The sequence below is a fragment of the Ruegeria sp. AK11 genome, from assembly GCF_056541095.1.
In genome coordinates this window covers 1-19,313 of the sequence record NZ_JBQFXU010000008.1, presented here as the reverse complement: position 1 = coordinate 19,313, position 19,313 = coordinate 1, and the positions used below count along the sequence as shown (strand labels likewise).

At 55.9% G+C, this 19,313-nt stretch carries 18 protein-coding genes and 1 tRNA gene; 9 read left to right on the top strand and 10 right to left on the bottom strand.

Annotated features, from left to right (window positions below; genetic code table 11):
- Both ACR0D9_RS15755 and ACR0D9_RS15750 read left to right on the top strand, forming a co-directional pair.
- Positions 1 to 1,338, top strand: a complete 1,338-nt coding sequence (locus ACR0D9_RS15755; RefSeq protein ID WP_480539386.1) for a serine hydrolase domain-containing protein — start codon at positions 1 to 3, stop codon at positions 1,336 to 1,338.
- Positions 1,339 to 1,541: 203 nt separating this feature from the next.
- Positions 1,542 to 4,334: a bifunctional aconitate hydratase 2/2-methylisocitrate dehydratase gene (locus ACR0D9_RS15750; RefSeq protein WP_480539384.1), complete on the top strand. Its 2,793-nt coding sequence runs from the start codon at positions 1,542 to 1,544 to the stop codon at positions 4,332 to 4,334.
- Between the two features lie 151 nt (positions 4,335 to 4,485).
- Here ACR0D9_RS15750 and ACR0D9_RS15745 read toward each other — a convergent pair whose 3' ends face one another.
- On the bottom strand, positions 4,486 to 4,944 hold the full coding sequence (locus ACR0D9_RS15745; RefSeq protein WP_209507270.1) for an Lrp/AsnC family transcriptional regulator: 459 nt from the start codon (positions 4,942 to 4,944) through the stop codon (positions 4,486 to 4,488).
- Positions 4,945 to 5,063: 119 nt separating this feature from the next.
- On the opposite strand from ACR0D9_RS15745, the gene ACR0D9_RS15740 reads away from it, so the two are divergent.
- On the top strand, positions 5,064 to 5,864 hold the full coding sequence (locus ACR0D9_RS15740; RefSeq protein WP_480539382.1) for a phenylalanine 4-monooxygenase: 801 nt from the start codon (positions 5,064 to 5,066) through the stop codon (positions 5,862 to 5,864).
- A gap of 16 nt (positions 5,865 to 5,880) precedes the next feature.
- Here the strand turns inward: ACR0D9_RS15740 and ACR0D9_RS15735 are convergent, their stop codons facing one another.
- The 3 genes from ACR0D9_RS15735 to ACR0D9_RS15725 all read right to left on the bottom strand — a co-directional run bounded on the left by ACR0D9_RS15735 (position 5,881) and on the right by ACR0D9_RS15725 (position 8,087).
- Positions 5,881 to 6,402 (bottom strand): N-acetyltransferase family protein, encoded by a 522-nt coding sequence (locus ACR0D9_RS15735; protein ID WP_480539380.1) that lies wholly within the window; start codon positions 6,400 to 6,402, stop codon positions 5,881 to 5,883.
- On the bottom strand, positions 6,399 to 6,953 hold the full coding sequence (locus ACR0D9_RS15730; protein WP_480483954.1) for a helix-turn-helix domain-containing protein: 555 nt from the start codon (positions 6,951 to 6,953) through the stop codon (positions 6,399 to 6,401). The genes ACR0D9_RS15735 and ACR0D9_RS15730 overlap by 4 nt, the downstream gene beginning before the upstream one ends.
- Before the next feature lie 117 nt (positions 6,954 to 7,070).
- Positions 7,071 to 8,087, bottom strand: coding sequence for a Fe(3+) ABC transporter substrate-binding protein (locus ACR0D9_RS15725; protein WP_480474864.1), 1,017 nt, complete (start codon positions 8,085 to 8,087; stop codon positions 7,071 to 7,073).
- Between the two features lie 280 nt (positions 8,088 to 8,367).
- On the opposite strand from ACR0D9_RS15725, the gene ACR0D9_RS15720 reads away from it, so the two are divergent.
- The gene (locus tag ACR0D9_RS15720) at positions 8,368 to 8,691 is read left to right on the top strand and encodes a SemiSWEET transporter (protein WP_480474865.1); all 324 of its coding nucleotides are present in this window, start codon (positions 8,368 to 8,370) and stop codon (positions 8,689 to 8,691) included.
- A 65-nt stretch (positions 8,692 to 8,756) separates the two neighbouring features.
- Here ACR0D9_RS15720 and ykgO read toward each other — a convergent pair whose 3' ends face one another.
- Positions 8,757 to 8,882, bottom strand: coding sequence for a type B 50S ribosomal protein L36 (gene ykgO, locus ACR0D9_RS15715; protein WP_008755722.1), 126 nt, complete (start codon positions 8,880 to 8,882; stop codon positions 8,757 to 8,759).
- Between the two features lie 90 nt (positions 8,883 to 8,972).
- Positions 8,973 to 9,047, bottom strand: a tRNA-Val gene (locus ACR0D9_RS15710).
- A gap of 149 nt (positions 9,048 to 9,196) precedes the next feature.
- Between ACR0D9_RS15710 and ACR0D9_RS15705 the strand changes: the two genes are divergently transcribed.
- Positions 9,197 to 10,057 (top strand): N-formylglutamate amidohydrolase, encoded by an 861-nt coding sequence (locus ACR0D9_RS15705; protein WP_267365028.1) that lies wholly within the window; start codon positions 9,197 to 9,199, stop codon positions 10,055 to 10,057.
- Between the two features lie 2 nt (positions 10,058 to 10,059).
- On the opposite strand, the gene ACR0D9_RS15700 is transcribed toward ACR0D9_RS15705, so the two are convergent.
- A complete protein-coding gene (locus tag ACR0D9_RS15700) occupies positions 10,060 to 11,313 on the bottom strand; it encodes a DNA polymerase IV (protein WP_480539378.1) in 1,254 nt (417 codons plus the stop codon).
- 350 nt (positions 11,314 to 11,663) lie between these two features.
- Entirely contained in the window at positions 11,664 to 12,368 is a 705-nt protein-coding gene (gene pyrF / locus ACR0D9_RS15695) for an orotidine-5'-phosphate decarboxylase (protein ID WP_480483957.1), read from the bottom strand.
- Between the two features lie 140 nt (positions 12,369 to 12,508).
- On the opposite strand from pyrF, the gene ACR0D9_RS15690 reads away from it, so the two are divergent.
- Positions 12,509 to 12,826 carry a hypothetical protein gene (locus ACR0D9_RS15690; protein ID WP_209599181.1) on the top strand — a complete coding sequence of 106 codons (318 nt, stop codon included), beginning with the start codon at positions 12,509 to 12,511 and terminating at the stop codon, positions 12,824 to 12,826.
- 125 nt (positions 12,827 to 12,951) lie between these two features.
- Positions 12,952 to 15,570 carry an ATP-dependent chaperone ClpB gene (gene clpB / locus ACR0D9_RS15685; RefSeq protein WP_480539376.1) on the top strand — a complete coding sequence of 873 codons (2,619 nt, stop codon included), beginning with the start codon at positions 12,952 to 12,954 and terminating at the stop codon, positions 15,568 to 15,570.
- 52 nt (positions 15,571 to 15,622) lie between these two features.
- On the opposite strand, the gene ACR0D9_RS15680 is transcribed toward clpB, so the two are convergent.
- Together ACR0D9_RS15680 and ACR0D9_RS15675 are read right to left on the bottom strand one after the other, a co-directional pair.
- A complete protein-coding gene (locus ACR0D9_RS15680) occupies positions 15,623 to 16,246 on the bottom strand; it encodes a class I SAM-dependent methyltransferase (RefSeq protein ID WP_480488071.1) in 624 nt (207 codons plus the stop codon).
- A gap of 97 nt (positions 16,247 to 16,343) precedes the next feature.
- Entirely contained in the window at positions 16,344 to 17,159 is an 816-nt protein-coding gene (locus ACR0D9_RS15675; RefSeq protein WP_267365017.1) for a cyclase family protein, read from the bottom strand.
- 379 nt (positions 17,160 to 17,538) lie between these two features.
- On the opposite strand from ACR0D9_RS15675, the gene msrP reads away from it, so the two are divergent.
- Positions 17,539 to 18,441 (top strand): protein-methionine-sulfoxide reductase catalytic subunit MsrP, encoded by a 903-nt coding sequence (gene msrP, locus ACR0D9_RS15670; protein WP_480539374.1) that lies wholly within the window; start codon positions 17,539 to 17,541, stop codon positions 18,439 to 18,441.
- A 4-nt stretch (positions 18,442 to 18,445) separates the two neighbouring features.
- Complete coding sequence (msrQ, locus tag ACR0D9_RS15665; RefSeq protein WP_480488067.1) at positions 18,446 to 19,060, top strand: protein-methionine-sulfoxide reductase heme-binding subunit MsrQ; 615 nt, start codon at positions 18,446 to 18,448, stop codon at positions 19,058 to 19,060.
- Positions 19,061 to 19,313 lie beyond the last annotated feature (253 nt).

Genomic DNA, 19,313 nt, shown 5'->3' with positions numbered 1-19,313 from the left:
ATGTTCAGCAAAGTACTAAAAATGACCGGCAGTGCGGTGGTTCTGGGCGGGGTAGCTTTGATTGGCTACCTTTGGTTCGCACCCCCGGATCTTTTGAAGGTGGGAACCAACTACTCTGCCAAGATTGTCTGTTCGAACGTTTTCATTGCTGGACGGGATCCTGACGAAGTTCTGGCTGTGGACGTGCAAGCACCCGGCCACCCTCTGCTGGGGCAAATCTCAATAGAGGTGGATCGGGAAGCGCAGACTGTGAAAGCGCGGATCTTCCGGTTTTTTGCACCCGCGAGATCGCAGTTTCGTCAGGGGCTTGGCTGCACAAATGTTCATGAGGCTGATCTGAGCAACCAGACACTTTCCGCGCCTGATCCGCTGCCAGCAGGACTATGGCCAAACGGGAATGACGTTGCCTTGTCCCAAGACCCGAAGCTTCAGATTGTACTGTCGAATGACAGTTTGGTGGGCGAAGGATTTCGCGCAGTTGTGGTGGTTCGAAACGGGCGCATCATTGCTGAACGGTACGCAGCTGGGTTTGATGCGGATACCCCGTTACTGGGCTGGTCCATGACCAAGACAGTTACGGCCGGATTGATCGGCACCTTGATTGAAGCGGGTCAAATGAGATTGTCAGATACGTTTGTCGACAGCTTTCCCGATTGGGCCGACGACGCAAGGCGCAACATTACCGTGGCTGATATGCTGGCGATGACAAGCGGGCTGCAATGGGATGAAGAATACGGCGACGTTTCAGACGTAACACGCATGCTGTATCTTCGTGACGGTATGGCCGAATTTGCTGCCGGGCGCGTTGCTGAATCCAGTATTGGAACGGACTTCAACTATTCCTCGGGCACGTCCACGATGCTGTCTCGGGTTTGGCAGGACAAGTTGGGCGACGGTGGGCTGAGCTATCCGCACAACGCGCTATTTGCGCCGATTGGCATGACATCGGCGGTTATCGAGACGGATGTCAGCGATACCTTCATCGGGTCCAGTTATATGTATGCGACGGCGCGTGACTGGGCCCGGTACGGGCAGCTTTTGCTGCAAAAAGGGGTTTGGAAGGGCTCTCGGATATTACCAGAAGGTTATGTGAACTGGATGTTCGAGCCGGTTGATGCTTCGGATGGCAAATACGCCAAGGGCCACCTTTGGCTGGAAGCACCCGGAGATTTGCCACCTTTTGAAGATGCCGTCTGGTTGCAGGGGCATGATGGTCAGTCCATCGGTATTTTCCCCTCTCATGATATGGTGATTGTGCGATTGGGATTGACGCCGTCCCGGCTGGGTTACTCATCCTTGCCGCTGGCCAAGGAACTGATTTCCGCATCTGGAAGCTAGCGTGCCAGGGTGCAAAAACCTGTTGGCCGCGACAGACAGATCACGCCTGACTGGCAAGTATTTCGACAAATACATCCTCGATCAGGACACAGGGTCGCAGGAGAGTGTCTTGCAAGTTGTAGGCATTTAGTATACCGCGGCATACAAAATTAAGGCGCTGGTTTGTTACCCGCCAGCGCACCAGCTAAATGGTCGGAACCGTCATGAGCCTATATACAGAATACCTGAACGAGATTGAGACGCGCAAAGAGCAAGGTTTGCACCCCAAACCCATTGAAGACGGTGTGCTGCTTCAGGAAATCATCGAGCAAATCAAGGATGTTGAAAACGTTCACCGCGCCGAGTCTTTGACCTATTTCATCTATAACACGCTGCCGGGGACAACCAGCGCAGCTGGTGAAAAGGCACGGTTCCTGAAAGAGATCATATTGGGTGAAGCCTCGGTCGAAGAAATCTCGCAGGTCTTCGCGTTCGAGCTGCTGTCACATATGAAAGGTGGCCCCTCGGTCGAGGTTCTGCTGGATCTGGCGCTGGGCGATGATGTGTCGATTGCAAGTCAGGCGGCAGAGGTGCTGAAAACACAGGTGTTCCTGTATGATGCGGATACCCAGCGCCTCAAATCTGCTTTTGAGGCCGGAAACGCAGTCGCAAAGGACATTCTGGAGAGCTATGCCAAGGCCGAGTTCTTTACCCGGCTGCCTGACATCGATGAGGAAATCAAGGTTGTGACTTATGTCGCGGCCGAAGGGGACATTTCCACCGACCTTCTGTCGCCCGGCAATCAGGCGCATTCTCGTGCGGATCGGGAACTGCATGGCAAATGCATGATCACACCGGCGGCGCAGGCCGAGATTCAGGATTTGCAGAAACAACACCCGGACAAACGTGTCATGTTGGTCGCAGAAAAAGGGACCATGGGCGTCGGGTCCTCGCGCATGTCCGGCGTCAACAACGTCGCCTTGTGGACCGGAACGCAAGCCAGCCCTTATGTTCCCTTTGTGAACATCGCACCGGTTGTCGCGGGAACAAACGGAATCTCACCGATCTTCCTGACCACCGTTGGCGTGACCGGAGGTATCGGTATTGACCTGAAGAACTGGGTCAAAAAGCTGGACGATGACGGCAACCCGATCCTGAACAACGACGACGGTCCTGTCCTTGAACAGAAATACTCGGTCGAGACCGGAACCGTTCTGACCATCAACACAAAGGACAAGAAGCTTTACAACGAAGCAGGCGATAAAGAGCTTGTCGATGTATCGTCGTCCTTCACGCCGCAAAAGGTCGAATTCATCAAGGCTGGCGGCTCTTACGCTATCGTCTTTGGTAAGAAGCTGCAGACATTTGCGGCCGAAACCCTTGGCGTTGCGCTGGAATCTGCATTTGCTCCGTCCAAGGAAATCTCGCACGAGGGTCAGGGCCTGACAGCTGTCGAGAAGATCTTCAACAAAAACGCGGTTGGCGTGGCTGACGGAAAGGTTCTGCACGCGGGTTCGGACGCTCGGGTTAAGGTCAATATCGTTGGGTCGCAAGACACCACCGGCCTGATGACCGCGCAGGAACTGGAAGCCATGGCGGCGACCGTGATCTCGCCCATCGTTGATGGCGCCTATCAATCCGGGTGCCACACAGCGTCAGTTTGGGACGCAAAGGCGCAGGCGAACATTCCTAAACTGATGAAATTCATGAACAACTTTGGCCTGATCACTGCGCGTGATCCCAAGGGTGTTTACCATTCGATGACAGACGTAATCCACAAGGTGCTGAACGACATCACCGTGGACGATTGGGCCATCATCATTGGCGGCGACTCGCACACCCGCATGTCCAAGGGCGTAGCGTTTGGTGCGGATTCGGGCACCGTTGCGCTGGCGCTGGCCACCGGTGAAGCCACGATGCCGATCCCTGAATCGGTTAAGGTGACCTTCAAAGGCCAGATGGCAGACCATATGGATTTCCGCGATGTGGTTCACGCCACCCAGTCGCAGATGTTAAAGACATTCGTTGACAACGTCTTCCAGGGCCGGATCATCGAAGTTCATATCGGCACCTTGCTGGCGGATCAGGCGTTCACCTTTACCGACTGGACGGCCGAGATGAAGGCCAAGGCATCAATTTGTATTTCCGAAGATGACACGCTGATTGAATCTCTGGAGATCGCCAAAGGCCGCATCCAGATCATGATCGACAAGGGTATGGAAAACGAAGCCCAGACGCTGCAAGGTCTGATCGACAAGGCGAATGCGCGGATCGCGGAAATCAGGTCGGGTGATAAGCCAGCCCTGAAACCCGATGAAAACGCCAAGTATTTTGCCGAGCTCGTTGTTGATCTGGATGAGATCGACGAACCGATGATAGCCGATCCGGATGTGAACAATGCTGACGTATCAAAGCGTTACACCCACGACACTATCCGCCCGGTTTCCTACTACAAGGGTGAAAAGAAGGTCGATCTGGGCTTTGTCGGGTCGTGCATGGTGCACAAGGGCGATCTGATTATCGTCTCGCAGATGCTTAAGAACCTTGAAGAGGAACAGGGCACTGTCGAGTTCAAGGCCCCGCTGGTTGTTGCGGCACCAACCTACAACATCATTGATGAGCTGAAAGAAGAAGGCGAGTGGAGCATTCTCCAGAAATACTCGGGCTTTGAATTCGATGATCTGTTCCCGAAAAACAAGGCACGTACGGAATATGAAAATATCCTGTACCTTGAGCGGCCCGGCTGCAACCTTTGCATGGGGAACCAGGAAAAGGCTGCAAAAGGCGATACCGTTCTGGCGACATCCACGCGCCTGTTCCAGGGTCGTGTTGTTGAAGACTCGGATGAGAAAAAGGGTGAGTCCCTGCTGGCGTCGACACCGGTTGTCGTGCTCTCGGCCATATTGGGCCGGACCCCAACCGCCGAGGAATACAAGTCGGCGGTAAAGGGGATCGACTTGACCAAGTTTGCACCGCCGATGGAAAAACCCGCGACCGCGAAATCGGCTCACTTCTGAAGACGTTTTGAACCTTGTAAGCCCGGCCGCCAATAAGCGGTGGCCGGGCTTTTCCAACTGAATGACACTCCCAGCCTTTCGACACCTCGTCTTAGCAAGGATGGGTTATGCACCTGACACATCCGCTCAGGTTCCGTTTCGTCGGACCCTGTCAAAGAATGGGTAAAGGGCCGCGGGTCTTGGTCTGGCGAAGCACAAAGTTGCTGCGGGTGTCGCGGACCAGCCCTGATTTCAACAGGCGCTGCATGATAAAGACTTCAAGATCCTCGGGGGTTTTGGCGTAAACCTTCAGGATAAAGTCGTGATCCCCGGTGATCGAGGCGCACTCGACGATTTGCGGCTCGGTCTCGACCAGACGAAGAAACGCCGAGATGCTGTTTTCCTGATGGTCTTTCAGTGCAACGTGGACATAGGCGATGGCATTCAAGCCTACAGCCTTGGCAGAGACCTGCGCGCGATACCCTGAAACCACCCCGGACGATTCAAGGTCACGGACGCGGCGCCAGCATTGCGACGCAGATAATCCGGTCCGGTCGGCAAGCTCCTGCATTGACAGACGCCCGCTGGCCTGAAGCTCTCGCAAAATATCGATGTCGGCTGAGTGAAGCATTTGGGCCGCAAATCGCAGTATCTCGGAATGTCCCATTCATAATACGGACGATAGGTAGAATATCAAAACAAATTCTCCATGTGAGTTGAGGTATCCTGATCTCATGCAGGAGGATGCTGATGCCCAAATCGACGAAATATGTCGCCAAACTGGCGGATGAACATGGCCACATTACCTACACAGACGAAGAAAATGCGGTCTGGGCTGATCTTTACGCGGCACAGGAAGAAAATGTTCGGCGCTATATGGCACCGGAATACCTAAGCGGTTTGGCGCGGCTGGATCTGCCGAAGACCAAAGTGCCATCTTGTGCGGAAATTTCGAAACGGTTGCTGGACCTGACCGGCTGGCGGGTGCAGCCGGTTCCGGCGCTGATTGGGTTCAAGACATTTTTCGGGATGCTGGCGGATCGGGTTTTTCCGGCCGCCTCTTTCATCCGCTCCCGGGAAGATTTCGACTATATCGAAGAGCCGGATATCTTTCATGAGATATTCGGACATACACCGTTGTTAAGTGATCCACGTTTTGCCGCGTTCAGCCACGCCATCGGGCTAGCCGGAAAGCAGGCAGATGACGCGGATTATGCCTGGTTGATCAGGCTCTACTGGTTTTCGATCGAGTTTGGCCTGCGCCGCCAGAACGGCCAGATCAAGGCGCTGGGTTCAGGGTTGGCGTCGTCGCCGACAGAACTGGTCTATGCCGTGACCAGCGACATACCCGATCGTGACCCGTTTGACGTTCTGACGATTCTGCGAACACCCTACCGGATCGATATGCATCAGATGGGGTATTTTGTTCTGGATGACCCTGAAGAGTTGTTTGAGGCCGCCGAACGGGACCTGCTGGCAGATGTTCGTCGTGCGCGCCGCCTCGGGCTGTTGCCGAACAAGTTTCCCGAAAAGGTAACCGCCGCCGAGTAGCAGGGGCTGCGTCTTTTCAAGCGTCAAGGTTTTTGTACATAAAGGTTGTGGGCTCGAATTTTTGTTCAAATGGGTTCCGGCAGTAATTCGGTATTTCCCCCGCGATCTGAAACCCGAGGCTTTGATAAAGCAGCCGCGAGGGATCGGTGCTGCGCGTATCAAGTACGAGCATCGTGCGCCCCACCTCTCGCGCCCGAAGAACAAGCGCGTTCATCAGGGATCGGCCTAACCCCCGCCGTCTGGCGTTGGGATGGACCAGAAGTTTCGCCACATCGGCGCGGTGGGGTTGGTTGGGCATTGCCGCCGGGATCAATTGAACGGTGCCTGTAATGCGGGGACCGTTATGCGAAACGAACAAGTCCAGCTTACCTGACCTGAGACCGGGCTGTACGTTTTGTTGCCAGTACGCACGCGCATCGTTCAGGGTAAACGGAAGTATGTAACCTATGCTGGCCCCATCATGAACACAGGCATGCAAGATTCCAGCCAGGTCATCCAGTGCCGTGTCAAAATCGTTCTCGGTCAGGCGCGTGATCATATAAGCACCAGCAGGTAACGTGCGCCACGCGACGCCCCTGTTTCAAACCGGGTCGGTCCCGACAGATGGTAGCGCAGGCAATCCCCGGCGTTCAGCGCGTGGGGAGTTCCATCAACCGTCAGAGTAAGCGCGCCGTCCATTAAGATCAGATGATGCTCTTGCCCCGATTTAGGTGGCACTTCGTAGGTAATGACCGTGTCCCGGGGCAGGTGGCATTCCAGAACCTCGGCGTTCAATCCATTTGCAAGTGGTGAAACAGCACGGCGGGTGAAGCCGGTTTCGGGGTCGCGCCACTCGGTCTGGCGTTCGAATGGAACCTTGGGGTCAAAGCTGTCTTCAACCATCATCAGCAGGCGTGAGATCGGCAGATCGTATACAGCGCACAGACGGCCTAGATTGTCGGCTGTTGGGCTGACATCCCCTTTTTCCATACGGGACAAGGTGGCGCGGCTGATCCTGCTGTGTTCGGCAAGGTAATCCAAAGACCAACCACGCCCGCGGCGCAGTTCGCTCAGGCGATTGGCGAGGCGGTTTGACAGGGTGTCAGGCATTACATCATATTGAAAAATTTTCTTATATACGAGAAAATATACAAATAAACATCACATATCAACGAAAAAGGATGCGGACAATCCGCATCCTATTCAAGAAGTCAGAGCCAAGAAGGATTACTTCCAGCCAACTTCGTTAAAGATCTTCTGCGCTTCGGGGATGTTCTTTGCAACGTCTGAAAGGTTCACGTCGTCTGCCTTGAATTCACCCAGCGCCTTGACCGACTCGGCCAGTTCGACATTTGGAACTGCCGGGAACTCGTCATTTCCCGCCGAGAAGTATTTCTGCGCCTGATCGCTGGCCAGATATTCAAGGAACAGGATCGCGTTTTCCTTGTTGGGTGCATGCGCGGCGACCCCACCACCGGATAGATTCATATGCGCGCCATAGCTGTCCTGGTTCGGGAAGACCCAGCCGATCATATCGCGGTCTGCGGACAAGCCTTTGACGTCTGTGCGAATGGAGCGCGCGAAATAGTAGGTGTTCGAAACCGCGATGTCACACTCGCCCGAAACGATGCCGCGCAACTGGTCGGTGTCACCGCCCTGCGGGTCACGCGCCATGTTGGCGACAACACCCTCGGCCCAGGACTTGGCGGCCTCAGTGCCTTCATGTGTGATGATCGATGCCAGCAGGGTCTGGTTGTAGGTGTTGGTCGAAGACCGGATACAGACCATTCCCTTGTATTCCGGTTTTGCCAGATCAGCGTAGGTGGCCGGCGGGTTGGTCACGTTTTCCTTGTCGAAAAAGATGATCCGACCGCGTTGCGAGAAACCAAACCACTGATTGTCGCTGTCCTGCAGGTTGGTGGGAATGCGCTCTTCCAGTGTAGCGCTGTCGATTGATTGCAGGACACCTGCATTCTTGGCCCGCGCCAGACGCGACGTGTCCACGGTCAGCATCACGTCGGCAGGTGAGTTCGCGCCTTCCGCTTCCATCCGGGCAATCAGTTCATCCGCTTTGCCTTCGATCCTGTTGATCTTGATGCCGGTTGCGTCTTCAAAGTCGGTATACAGCCGTTCGTCGGTGTCATAGTGGCGCGACGAATAGAGGTTCAGTTCGCCCTCGGCGGCGGCAGAGGTTGCGATCAGAGCCGACAGTGCGGCGGCCAGGCAGGTCGTGGATTTCAGCATTGTGTGCCTCAACAATTGAATTTCGGGTCGGTCATTAATCCGACTGATTTTCTCAATTATACGATTCTGGGCGGGATGCAAGTAAATCCGACTGATTTACTTGGTCAAAAGGTCGCTGTGACGTTCAATATGCGATGCTCTGAAGGCATACGAGGGGGGAAGGTTGGTGGTAACGTGGTCGAGGGACTTGGTCCAAGCGCTTCTAGCGGATATTTTGGCAAGACAGATTGTCCGAGAAAAGAACATGCCGTCTTATTCACTTAAAGGAAGAACGTGAGATATGCCCGAAACACTGGCTGAAAAATTGGAGAAATCTAACCTTGGCCATTGGATGTCGCGCTTTGAAGGGTTCATGGTTTTTGTTGGCGTGGTTGGTCCTTTTGCCACACTGCCACAGCTCGTGAAGCTGTATTTGACGCATTCGCACCATGCCTCGGGACAATCCTTGTTGTCTTGGTCGCTATATACCGCCTTGTCCCTGCTTTGGTTTGCTTACGGCTTGGTTGTTGGAAAGCTTCCAATCTATGTCGGCAACGGGATTTCGATGGTTCTGAACTTTCTTATGGTCGTTGGCATTCTGATCCATGCAGGGATTACATTTTAGGCGCGGGTGGAACAAAAAAAACCGCACTCGAAGGTGCGGTTTCTTTAAGCAGTGATGTGCCGTTCTTAGCCCTGACGAGCTTTGAACTTGCGCTGCGTCTTGTTGATCACGTAGACGCGGCCTTTGCGACGCACAATCCGGCAGTCGCGGTGCCGGTTCTTGAGCGAGCGGAGCGAGTTCTTGACCTTCATGGTCTGTCTCCAATCTGCGGCGCCTTCATCAAGGACGTGGCCAGCGCCTGGGTTACTCGGGTGCCCCGGAAAACCGGAACAGTGAAACGATGGTGGGCGGTACAAGGATCGAACTTGTGACCCCTTCGATGTCAACGAAGTGCTCTACCGCTGAGCTAACCGCCCACTTTCCCTTTGCGTGCCTTGCCCCATAACGAAATGGGGCGCGGATCCCCGCGCCGGTAGCGGGGTCTATAAAAGGAGTCGCAAAAGGGTTCAAGGGGTTTGGAAGAACAATTTTTCCGGTCTATGTTGATTACGAACACGGAGGGATCATGCAAAGCGCAGCCTATGTATTGGATATGCCCGAAAACCGCACCTCGTGCGTGGTTTTTTCATCGCCACACAGCGGGCGGGAGTATCCTGAGGCATTTCTGAACCGGTCCGTGTTGAACCGGAGCGTGATTCGATCCTCAGAAGACGCCTTTGTTGATCAGTTGTTCGCGCCGGCTGCGGAAAACGGTGCCCCTTTGATCAAGGCGGCCATGCCACGCGCCTATCTGGATTTGAACCGCAGTCTGGATGAGCTTGACCCGGCCTTGATCAGCGGTGCCCGCAGGCACGGGCATAATCCAAGGGTCGCGTCAGGGCTGGGGGTGATTCCCCGCGTAGTTGCCAACGGTCGGGCAATCTATCGCGGCAAACTTACCATGGACGAAGCGCGGCTGCGCATCGACACCTACTGGCGCCCTTATCATGCGCGGTTGAAATCCCTGCTGGCCGAATCACACGAGATGTTCGGACAGGCAATTCTGGTGGACTGCCACTCGATGCCGCACGAGGCGGTGGCCATGGCGGGCACTGCGCGCGGAAGGCGGCCCGAGATCGTGCTGGGCGACCGGTTTGGCGCGTCCGCGTCGTCAGAGGTCGTCGATATCATTGAAGCCGCTTTCGCGGCAGCGGGTCTCAACGTGGCACGCAATGCGCCTTTTGCCGGAGCATATGTGACGCAAACCTATGGTCGTCCCGGTCGCCAGCAGCACGCTGTACAGATCGAGATCGATCGCGCTTTGTACATGGACGAAGAAAAAATCGCGCCCAATGCCAATTTCATGGCGTTCTCGAAGCTGCTCAGGCAGGTGGTTCGCGAGATTTCCAGCCTGGGTGCGAGCCCAGAGCGTCTGGCGGCGGAGTAGCTTCAGCGCAGCGCACGGCCCTTCATGATTGCTTCGGCCCCGAACCGCTGGCGAATCTCGTCCGTGGCCCGTTCGGCCTTGGATCTGCGGGCAGCATCCGGATCCAGCAAGTCGCCGGAAATATCCGCCTGATCAGCCGGGCAAAGGTCGGACAAACCACAGCCCAACAATCGATATGGCCCCTGATCGCCAACCTGATCGAACAGGCCCCGGGCCGTGCGGTAAATCCGGTCGGCAATCTGTGTCGCATCCCGCAAGGCTACGCGCCGCGTCAGGATCTTGTGATTGGCTTTCTTCAGTTTCAACGTGACAACCCGACCAGCCAGATCCTTTGCCTTGGCGCGGTCCGACACTTTCAAGGCCATCCGCCACAAATGACCGTCCAGAATATCAAGGCTCGACGTATCTTCGAAAAATGTCGTCTCGTTGCTGATGGATTTCATCGGCTCATGCGCCGATACGCGTCGCTTGTCCTGACCCCGAGCCAAGTGCCACAGGCGATATCCCATTGAGCCGAACCGCGCGGTCAGCGCTTCCTGATCCCAACGCAGCAAATCACTGAAAGTTCTGATCCCTGCCTTGTCCAGCGCTTCTTGCGCAGCCGGGCCAATGCCCCAGATCAACCGTACGGGTTTGTCATTCAGAAACTCTGCCGTTTCCACCTTGCCAATCACTGAAAATCCGCGCGGTTTGTCGAGATCCGAAGCGACCTTGGCCAAAAATTTGTTGTGACTTAATCCGATAGAGCCGGTGACACCGATTTCATCCTTCATGCGCTTGACCAGACGCGCCAGCATGACGGCCGGCGGCGCGCCATGCAGACGTTCGGTTCCCGACAGGTCCATGAAGGCTTCGTCCAGCGACAGGGGTTCGACCACGGGTGTCAATTCATCCATCATCGCGCGGATGTCGCGCGACACCTCAGCGTAGACGGACATGCGGGGCTTGATCACGACGGCTTCGGGGCAGAGTTGCAGGGCCTTGAACATGGGCATAGCCGACCGGACGCCGCGAATACGGGCAACGTAGCAGGCAGTTGAAACAACGCCGCGCTTGCCGCCGCCAATGATAACCGGTTTGTCCGCCAGTTCCGGGTTGTCACGTTTTTCAACCGAGGCATAGAAGGCGTCACAATCCATATGGGCAATCGACAAGTCAAACAGTTCCGGGTGTGTCTTTACCCGCGGACTGCCACAGGCAGTACAGCGTTGTTCGTTTGACAATGTGGTCAGGCAATCTCGGCAAAGACCGGGCATCTGCGTCCTCATGCGTTCCGCAGTTGGCTTGGACGTTCTTTATATCACCTGTGATCCTGGATCAAAGGCCCTGCTGACATGGGGTGATTTGGAAAGAAGACCCCCCGCACATCGCGGGGGGAAGTAACGAACCTCAGGAAGAAGCGGTTCGTTGGGGAGTATTTCCCCTTCAGAATCTCTGAAAATCCTTGGTTTCGATAGGATGAAGGTTGTGCCGAGAAAACTCGGGTTTTGAATGTGTGTTTTCTGGCACAGAGACGATTTGGCGCGGTTTTGTCAAAAAGTGACCTAAGGTCAACTTGTTGCGCGGAAAACCCAACGCAAAACCCACCTGAAAAGGCCAAGTGGTCTTAGCACACCTTGAGAGAATTTAGTTCGGAAAGAACGGTCTCAGCAGCGGCTTTTGGGTCTATTGCCTGATAAATCGGGCGGCCGACAACGATATGATCAGCGCCATCCTGAATAGCGCTTGCAGGGGATGCTACACGTTTCTGGTCACCAAGCGCTGCGCCAGCCGGGCGCACACCAGGGGTTACGATCAGACGCCCTTCAGCCTGTGGCAGAGCCCGGATCAGGGCGGCCTCTTGCGGGCTGGCGATAACGCCATCAGCCCCGGCTTCAAAGGCCTTGGCCGCGCGTTCGACAACCAAATCCTGCACATCACCAGGTTTCAAAAGACTTGCGTCCAGATCGTCGCGGTTCAGCGAGGTCAGGATGGTTACGGCGAGGATCTTCAGGTCTTTACCCGCAGCACCTTCTTTGGCGGCGCGCACCACATGAGGGTCACCATGCACGGTCAGAAAATCCAGATCGAATTGCGCCAATCCCCGCACGGCATTCTCAACTGTATTGCCAATGTCGAACAACTTCATGTCCAGGAAGATGCGCTTGCCGTGATCTTGTTTCAGTTCGTTGGCCAATGCCAGCCCGCCACCGGTCAGCATACCCAGCCCGATCTTATAGAAAGAAACACTGTCCCCCAAACGTTCTGCCATGGCCAACCCTTGCAGAGCGTTGGGAACATCAAGGGCTACGATCAGGCGGTCATCAGACATGGGGGGCGCTCCTTTTTGGCAAACGTCTGCGTCCTAGCGGCTTCGGGCCGCTCTGTCCATCTGCTAAGCCGCGCAGGCAGCTTCAAATCGTGTTATCGTGCTCTGTATTGAAAACTCGAATTCAAAATAAGGGGCGACAAATGAAAAAGCTGGTTTTGTTGGGCGCGTTGATTGCACTGGCCGCATGTAATGAAACGCCGCCCGAGGAGACGGATACAGGGGCTGCACCTGTGCCGACCAATGACGATTTGCGTTTGGTTGGTGGTTACAGGTCCGAGGATGATTGGTGTCAACTTACTGGTGAAACGGCGTTTACCGGCAATTTCCTGGACCATACGGCAGATCTGGTTTCTTGCCCGACGGGAAGTGCGGCAGCCCAATCTTTGGTGAATGATCTGGGTGCCGTTCAGGTCGCCGAGACCGGTGGTTATTCAGTCTATACCATCCAGCGCGAATAGGTCGATTTCTGTGTTTTAGCCTCTTGAACCACCGAAGATATTTCCCAGATTGAATGTGAGGCTTCGACCGACATGTGCTGCCAGGCGGGCATGTCAAAACGGGGCGCTTGGAAAAGGAGAATATCATGGACTTGAACAAGTTCACCGAGCGGGCACGGGGATTCGTGCAGGCAGCGCAAACCATTGCGCTGCGCGAGGGGCACCAGAGGCTGGAGCCTACGCATATACTCAAAGCACTGATGGATGACGATCAGGGGTTGGTCAGCAACCTGATCACGCGCGCGGGTGGGGCCCCGAACCGCGTGGTTGAAGCGCTGGACACCGCGATGGGGAAAATCCCCAAGGTCAGCGGCGACGCGAGCCAGATCTACATGGACGGCCAGACCGCCAAAGTACTGGACGAGGCTGCAAAGTTGGCATCAAAGGCGGGCGACAGTTTCGTGCCGGTCGAACGCGTGTTGATTGCGCTGTGCATGGTGAAGTCCAAGGCCAAGGATGCATTGGACGCCGGAGCCGTATCAGCGCAAAAGCTGAATGAGGCGATCAACGACATTCGCAAGGGTCGCACCGCTGACAGCGCGTCGGCGGAAGAAGGCTATGACGCGCTCAAGAAGTACGCGCGTGATCTGACCGAGGCTGCAGCCGAAGGCAAAATTGATCCGATCATCGGTCGGGATGAGGAAATCCGCCGTTCGATGCAGGTTCTGTCGCGTCGCACCAAAAACAACCCGGTTCTGATTGGTGAGCCCGGCGTCGGTAAGACCGCGATCGCCGAAGGTATGGCCCTGCGTATCATCAACGGCGATGTGCCTGAATCGCTGAAGGACAAGAAGCTGCTGGCGCTCGACATGGGTGCTTTGATTGCTGGCGCGAAATACCGTGGCGAGTTCGAAGAACGCCTCAAGGCCGTTCTGACCGAGGTGACTGAAGCCGCGGGTGAGATCATCCTGTTCATCGACGAGATGCACACGCTGGTCGGTGCCGGGAAATCGGACGGTGCAATGGATGCGGCCAACCTGATCAAGCCTGCGCTTGCCCGGGGTGAACTGCATTGTATCGGTGCGACCACGCTGGATGAGTATCGCAAATACGTAGAAAAAGACGCTGCCCTTGCGCGCCGGTTCCAGCCTGTAATGGTACAGGAGCCGACAGTCGAAGATACGATCAGCATCCTGCGCGGCATCAAGGAAAAGTACGAACTGCACCACGGTGTGCGCATCTCGGATTCAGCGCTTGTTTCAGCGGCGACCCTGTCGCACCGCTATATCACTGACCGCTTTCTGCCCGACAAAGCCATCGACCTTGTCGACGAGGCCGCATCGCGTTTGCGGATGGAGGTCGACAGCAAGCCCGAAGAGCTTGATCAACTCGACCGGAACATCCTGCAGATGCAGATCGAGGAAGAGGCGCTGAAGCTTGAAGATGACGCGGCCTCGAAAGATCGTCTGGAAACCTTGCAAAAGGACCTGGCCGATTTGCAGGAACGATCCGCCGAGATGACAGCACAATGGCAGGCCGAACGCGACAAGCTGGCGGGGGCCCGTGACCTGAAGGAACAGCTCGACAAGGCGCGCGCTGATCTTGAGATCGCCAAGCGTGAAGGCAACCTCGCCAAAGCGGGGGAATTGTCCTATGGCGTCATCCCCGAGCTTGAAAAAAAGCTGACCGAGGCCGAGAACGCCGAAAGCAATGGTATGATGGCCGAGGAAACAGTGCGCCCTGAACAGATTGCTTCCGTCGTGGAGCGCTGGACCGGTATCCCGACCTCGAAAATGCTGGAAGGTGAGCGCGAGAAGCTGCTGCGGATGGAAGACGCTCTGCATTCCCGCGTGATCGGTCAGGATACAGCGGTGACTGCTGTCGCCAACGCCGTGCGCCGTGCGCGTGCGGGTCTGAATGACGAAGGCCGCCCGCTGGGATCGTTCCTGTTCCTCGGGCCGACCGGCGTGGGTAAGACCGAGCTGACCAAGGCCGTGGCGAATTTCCTGTTCGATGACGACAATGCGATGGTGCGTATCGATATGTCCGAGTTCATGGAGAAACACGCGGTTGCCCGTCTGATCGGGGCTCCTCCGGGCTATGTCGGTTATGACGAAGGCGGTGTGCTGACCGAAGCCGTGCGGCGCAGGCCCTATCAGGTCGTGCTGTTTGACGAGGTTGAAAAGGCGCACCCGGATGTGTTCAACGTGCTGTTGCAGGTTCTGGATGATGGGGTTCTGACCGATGGTCAGGGCCGCACCGTGGACTTCAAGCAGACGCTGATCATCCTGACGTCGAACCTTGGGTCTCAGGCGCTCAGCCAGTTGCCCGATGGCGCGGACAGCGCGCAGGCACGCCGTGACGTGATGGATGCGGTGCGGGCACATTTCCGGCCCGAGTTCCTGAACCGTCTGGACGAAACGATCATCTTTGACCGCCTCAAGCGGGCCGATATGGATGGCATCGTCGATATCCAGATGGCGCGTCTGCAAAAGCGCCTGGCGGCCCGCAAGATCGAACTGGCCCTGGACGATGGTGCCAAGAAATGGCTGGCCAATGAAGGCTATGACCCTGTCTTCGGAGCCCGCCCGCTGAAACGCGTGATTCAGCGCGCCCTGCAGAACCCGCTGGCCGAAGCGCTGTTGGCCGGTGAGATCAAGGATGGTGAGGTTGTCCCGGTCACCGCCGGGGCTGATGGCTTGATCATCGGTGACCGGTTGGGGACGTCAGAACGGCCCCGCCCGGATGATGCAGTGGTGCATTGATTTAGGCACAAACGGAAGACCCGCCGCATTGGCGGGTCTTTTTTGTCTGCATCTACGCTCTTCGACGCGCCAAAATTCCCCGGCTTGTCCGGGATGGTGGGCCTGCGGGGAATGAGTACTCGCTTTCGCATTCAAAGCCAGCTTTGTGCAATAGTCCCAGAATTTCTTCTCTGCCGAATGTGCGATGGCGCCATTGCAGCCAGATGATTGCATTGCACCAATGCGGCTTTGACACCACCAGATACAAACGACCGCCAGGGCGCATCATATCGTGAATCTTCTCAAGTGCGCGCAACGGATCGGGGCAATGTTCGATGACATGCGCAGCCAGTGCCACATTAGCAGGTTCCAGAACGACAGACCCTAACAATCCCTGCACAAGTCTTGGCTCGACACCCCGCGCCTGTAACGCGCTTTGACCCTGTTTCAACATGGCTTGACTGGGTTCGAGAAGGGTTATTTCGACGGGTGACCCGTGAATAGCGACCCAGGCTTCTGCAAACGAGGCCGTCCCGGCACCGATATCAACAACCCGACTGTTATGCTCTGTCGCGAGCTGACTTGCTGACAGAAAACCAAGATACGCATCGTAATAACCAAGAGCACGCATCTTATCCCGCCATTTTGGTGCAGCGGTATCATAGCGCCGTGTGGTGTCAGACTTGGTCTTGCCCATTGGCTGGCTTGCTCTCAGTGCCTACCACTCATGGAATGCGCAGATGGAAACTGACCCACTGAAGAAAGCGGGCCAGTTTCCCCAAACGTCAGTTTCATCAGATCAGCGCAAGTATCCGCGCCGGACCTCCGGTGCCGCCTGCGTGTTTCGGTGCGCCAATAACAAGTGTTGCGCCTGACGCGGGTACCTGATCCAGATTGGCCAGGCATTCGATCCCGAACCGGCCGGATGGCAACCAGGCATAATGGGTGGCGAAATCCGCAGACATGCCGTGATCCAGTGACAAGGTGTCAACGGCAATAGACCGGGCTCCGGTTTCCTCCATCAGCATCTGCGCAGCTTCAACGTGAAAGCCCGGGTAATGCTGCGCTTCACCGTCGAAATTGCGGAACGCGTCCGTTGCCGTTTTGCCAGCCCACCCAGAGTGCATGGCGACACAAGCGCCGTCTGGTATATCGCCATTGGTGGCTATCCAGGCTTTCAGGTCATCAGGGGTTAAACGCGTATCGGCGTCTTCTGCTGCGCGGGCAGCGATATCGACCACGCAAAGTGGTGCGACCAGATCTGAAACCGGGATTTCATCGACCGAAGCCCCATCCGCAGAAAAGTGCAGCGGGGCATCTATATGCGTGCCCGTATGCTCATTGATTGACAAATTGAACAGATTGAATCCGTGCTCCGCGAAATTGAATGCCTGTTCGGCCGAGATACCCGGCTCTCCGCCCCAGGTCGGGAACTCCGGGCTGAGCGTGTGGGTCATGTCTTGGACACCGCCATGCCCCGCGGCCAGTGCGGCCGGTGCCATAGCCCCGGTTGCGGCAGCCGCAACACCCGATGCCGCCGCGGCTTTGAAGAACCCGCGCCGGGACAGCATCCTGTCTTTTACGGCGTTCATTACACAGATATCACACATTTTTCGTCCTCCCATTGCGGCCACGCGGCTGCAAAAACAGGCCCGCCACACTGTTGATCGCGTATGGTGCCTGTCTGACAGAGTGCAGTTTTGGACCCGCAGTTGTAAAGACTGCAGGCAGACAACCCGGCTGTTGCCCTCCGTTCAGAGCCAGCTCTGAGTGAATCGTATATCCCCAACGAAATGTTCGAGCACTGAGAGTTGGCTCAGGTCGTGACAACCGCTGAAAGCGGGCAGAGCGCGGCACAATCCGCCTGTCTGGGCCTGTCGCCACTCGGAACGTTACAATCACGTCGCTCAAACGTGACGCCTGTTTCCATGGGTCTGTGCTATCAGCACCCTAAGTCTGTAATGACAAACAAATACGACGGAGACCTAGATGGCGCATCGCTGGACCAATACATTAACACATGCCGACGTCACCCCACGGGCGTCCTTCCTGAACCGTCGGCAGGTCATGGCCGGGATGGCGGGTGTTGGTGTGGCGGCAATGGGCCAACCAGCTGCGGCGCAGGATGCGCTGGAGCCGAACACCTGGGATGAGATCACGAGTTACAACAATTATTATGAGTTCGGGACCGGAAAAGATGACCCGGCGAAATATGCGCATACGCTGGTGACCGAACCCTGGAGCGTAAAGATTGACGGTCTGGTCGATCGTCCTGGTGAGTATGATTTCAAGGACATCCTGTCCGAGATGACGATCGAAGAACGCATCTATCGCTTCCGTTGCGTTGAAGCCTGGTCGATGGTCGTACCATGGAACGGGTTCGAACTGGCCGATCTTCTGAAAATGGCGGGGGTGAAAGACGGCGCGAAATACGTAGCGTTCGAAACGGCCCACCGCCCGGATGAGATGCCGGGAACGCGCTATCCCATTCTGGAATGGCCCTATCGCGAGGGTTTGCGCCTGGACGAGGCGATGCATCCGCTGACGATCATGGCCACTGGTATCTATGACAAGCCGATTCCAAATCAGAACGGCGCGCCTTTGCGTCTGGTCGTACCGTGGAAATACGGGTTCAAATCGATCAAGTCGATTGTCCGGATCACGCTTGTTGAAGAAGAGCCGCCCACGAGTTGGAATATGGCCAATTCGCGAGAATACGGTTTTTATAGTAATGTAAACCCGAACGTTGATCATCCGCGCTGGTCGCAAGCCTCCGAACGTGAAATCGGCGGCGGCCTGTTTGCCTCGCGCAAACCGACGCTGATGTTCAACGGTTATGAAGAAGAGGTCGCCAGCCTTTATGAAGGTATGGATCTGGCCAGGAATTACTAGAATCATGCAGGCCATCAATCAGACACTCCGGCGTATTCCGGTATGGGCCGTTTATCTGATGGGCGCGCTGCCCGCGCCCTGGCTGTTCTATCTTGGCCTGACTGGCGGTTTGGGAATCGAACCGATTGAGGCGCTGGAACACCGCTATGGCGAACTGGCTTTACAGTTGCTGATTGCCGGGCTGGCCATCACATCCTTGCGCCGATTTGTGGGCTTGAACCTGATGAAGTTCCGTCGGGCCATTGGGGTGCTGACTTTTGTATATGTCAGCCTGCATCTCCTTGTCTGGCTGGTTCTGGACGTTCAGCTTCCCAGCCAGATTTGGGCGGATATCCTCAAGCGTCCTTATATTACCGTTGGAATGGGGGCGTTTCTTTTGCTGTTGCCTCTGACGGCAACATCCAACAACTGGTCGGTGCGCCGACTGGGGCCGCGTTGGCGCAGGCTGCATTGGCTGGTGTACCCGGCCGCTTTGCTGGGCGGCCTGCATTATGTGATGCTGGCAAAAGGGTTTCAGATCGAGCCGCTGATCTATTTGGCAGCTATCGTCATTCTTCTTGCCCTTAGGTTGCCGATTCCAAGCCTGTCACTCCAGTCCAACACAGCAGATTCTGCCTGACTCGGAAGCGAGTCTGTGAGTAACATTGTAAACAAGGCGATAAAGTGCGGAACCCCATCTGTGTTTCCGACGATTCCGGCGCGCTTCCGCCTGATCGTGAATAGTTAACGCGTTGAAAATAAATAATTATTTTTGAAATCGGCATTTTCTTTTGTTTTCGTGCATTTTCCGCTTGCGGGTTTTGAGAGTAATACTTAGAACCCCCTTCACCGGCGCAACTGAGGTTGGCCTGACGGACTGGAAAGACGGTTGA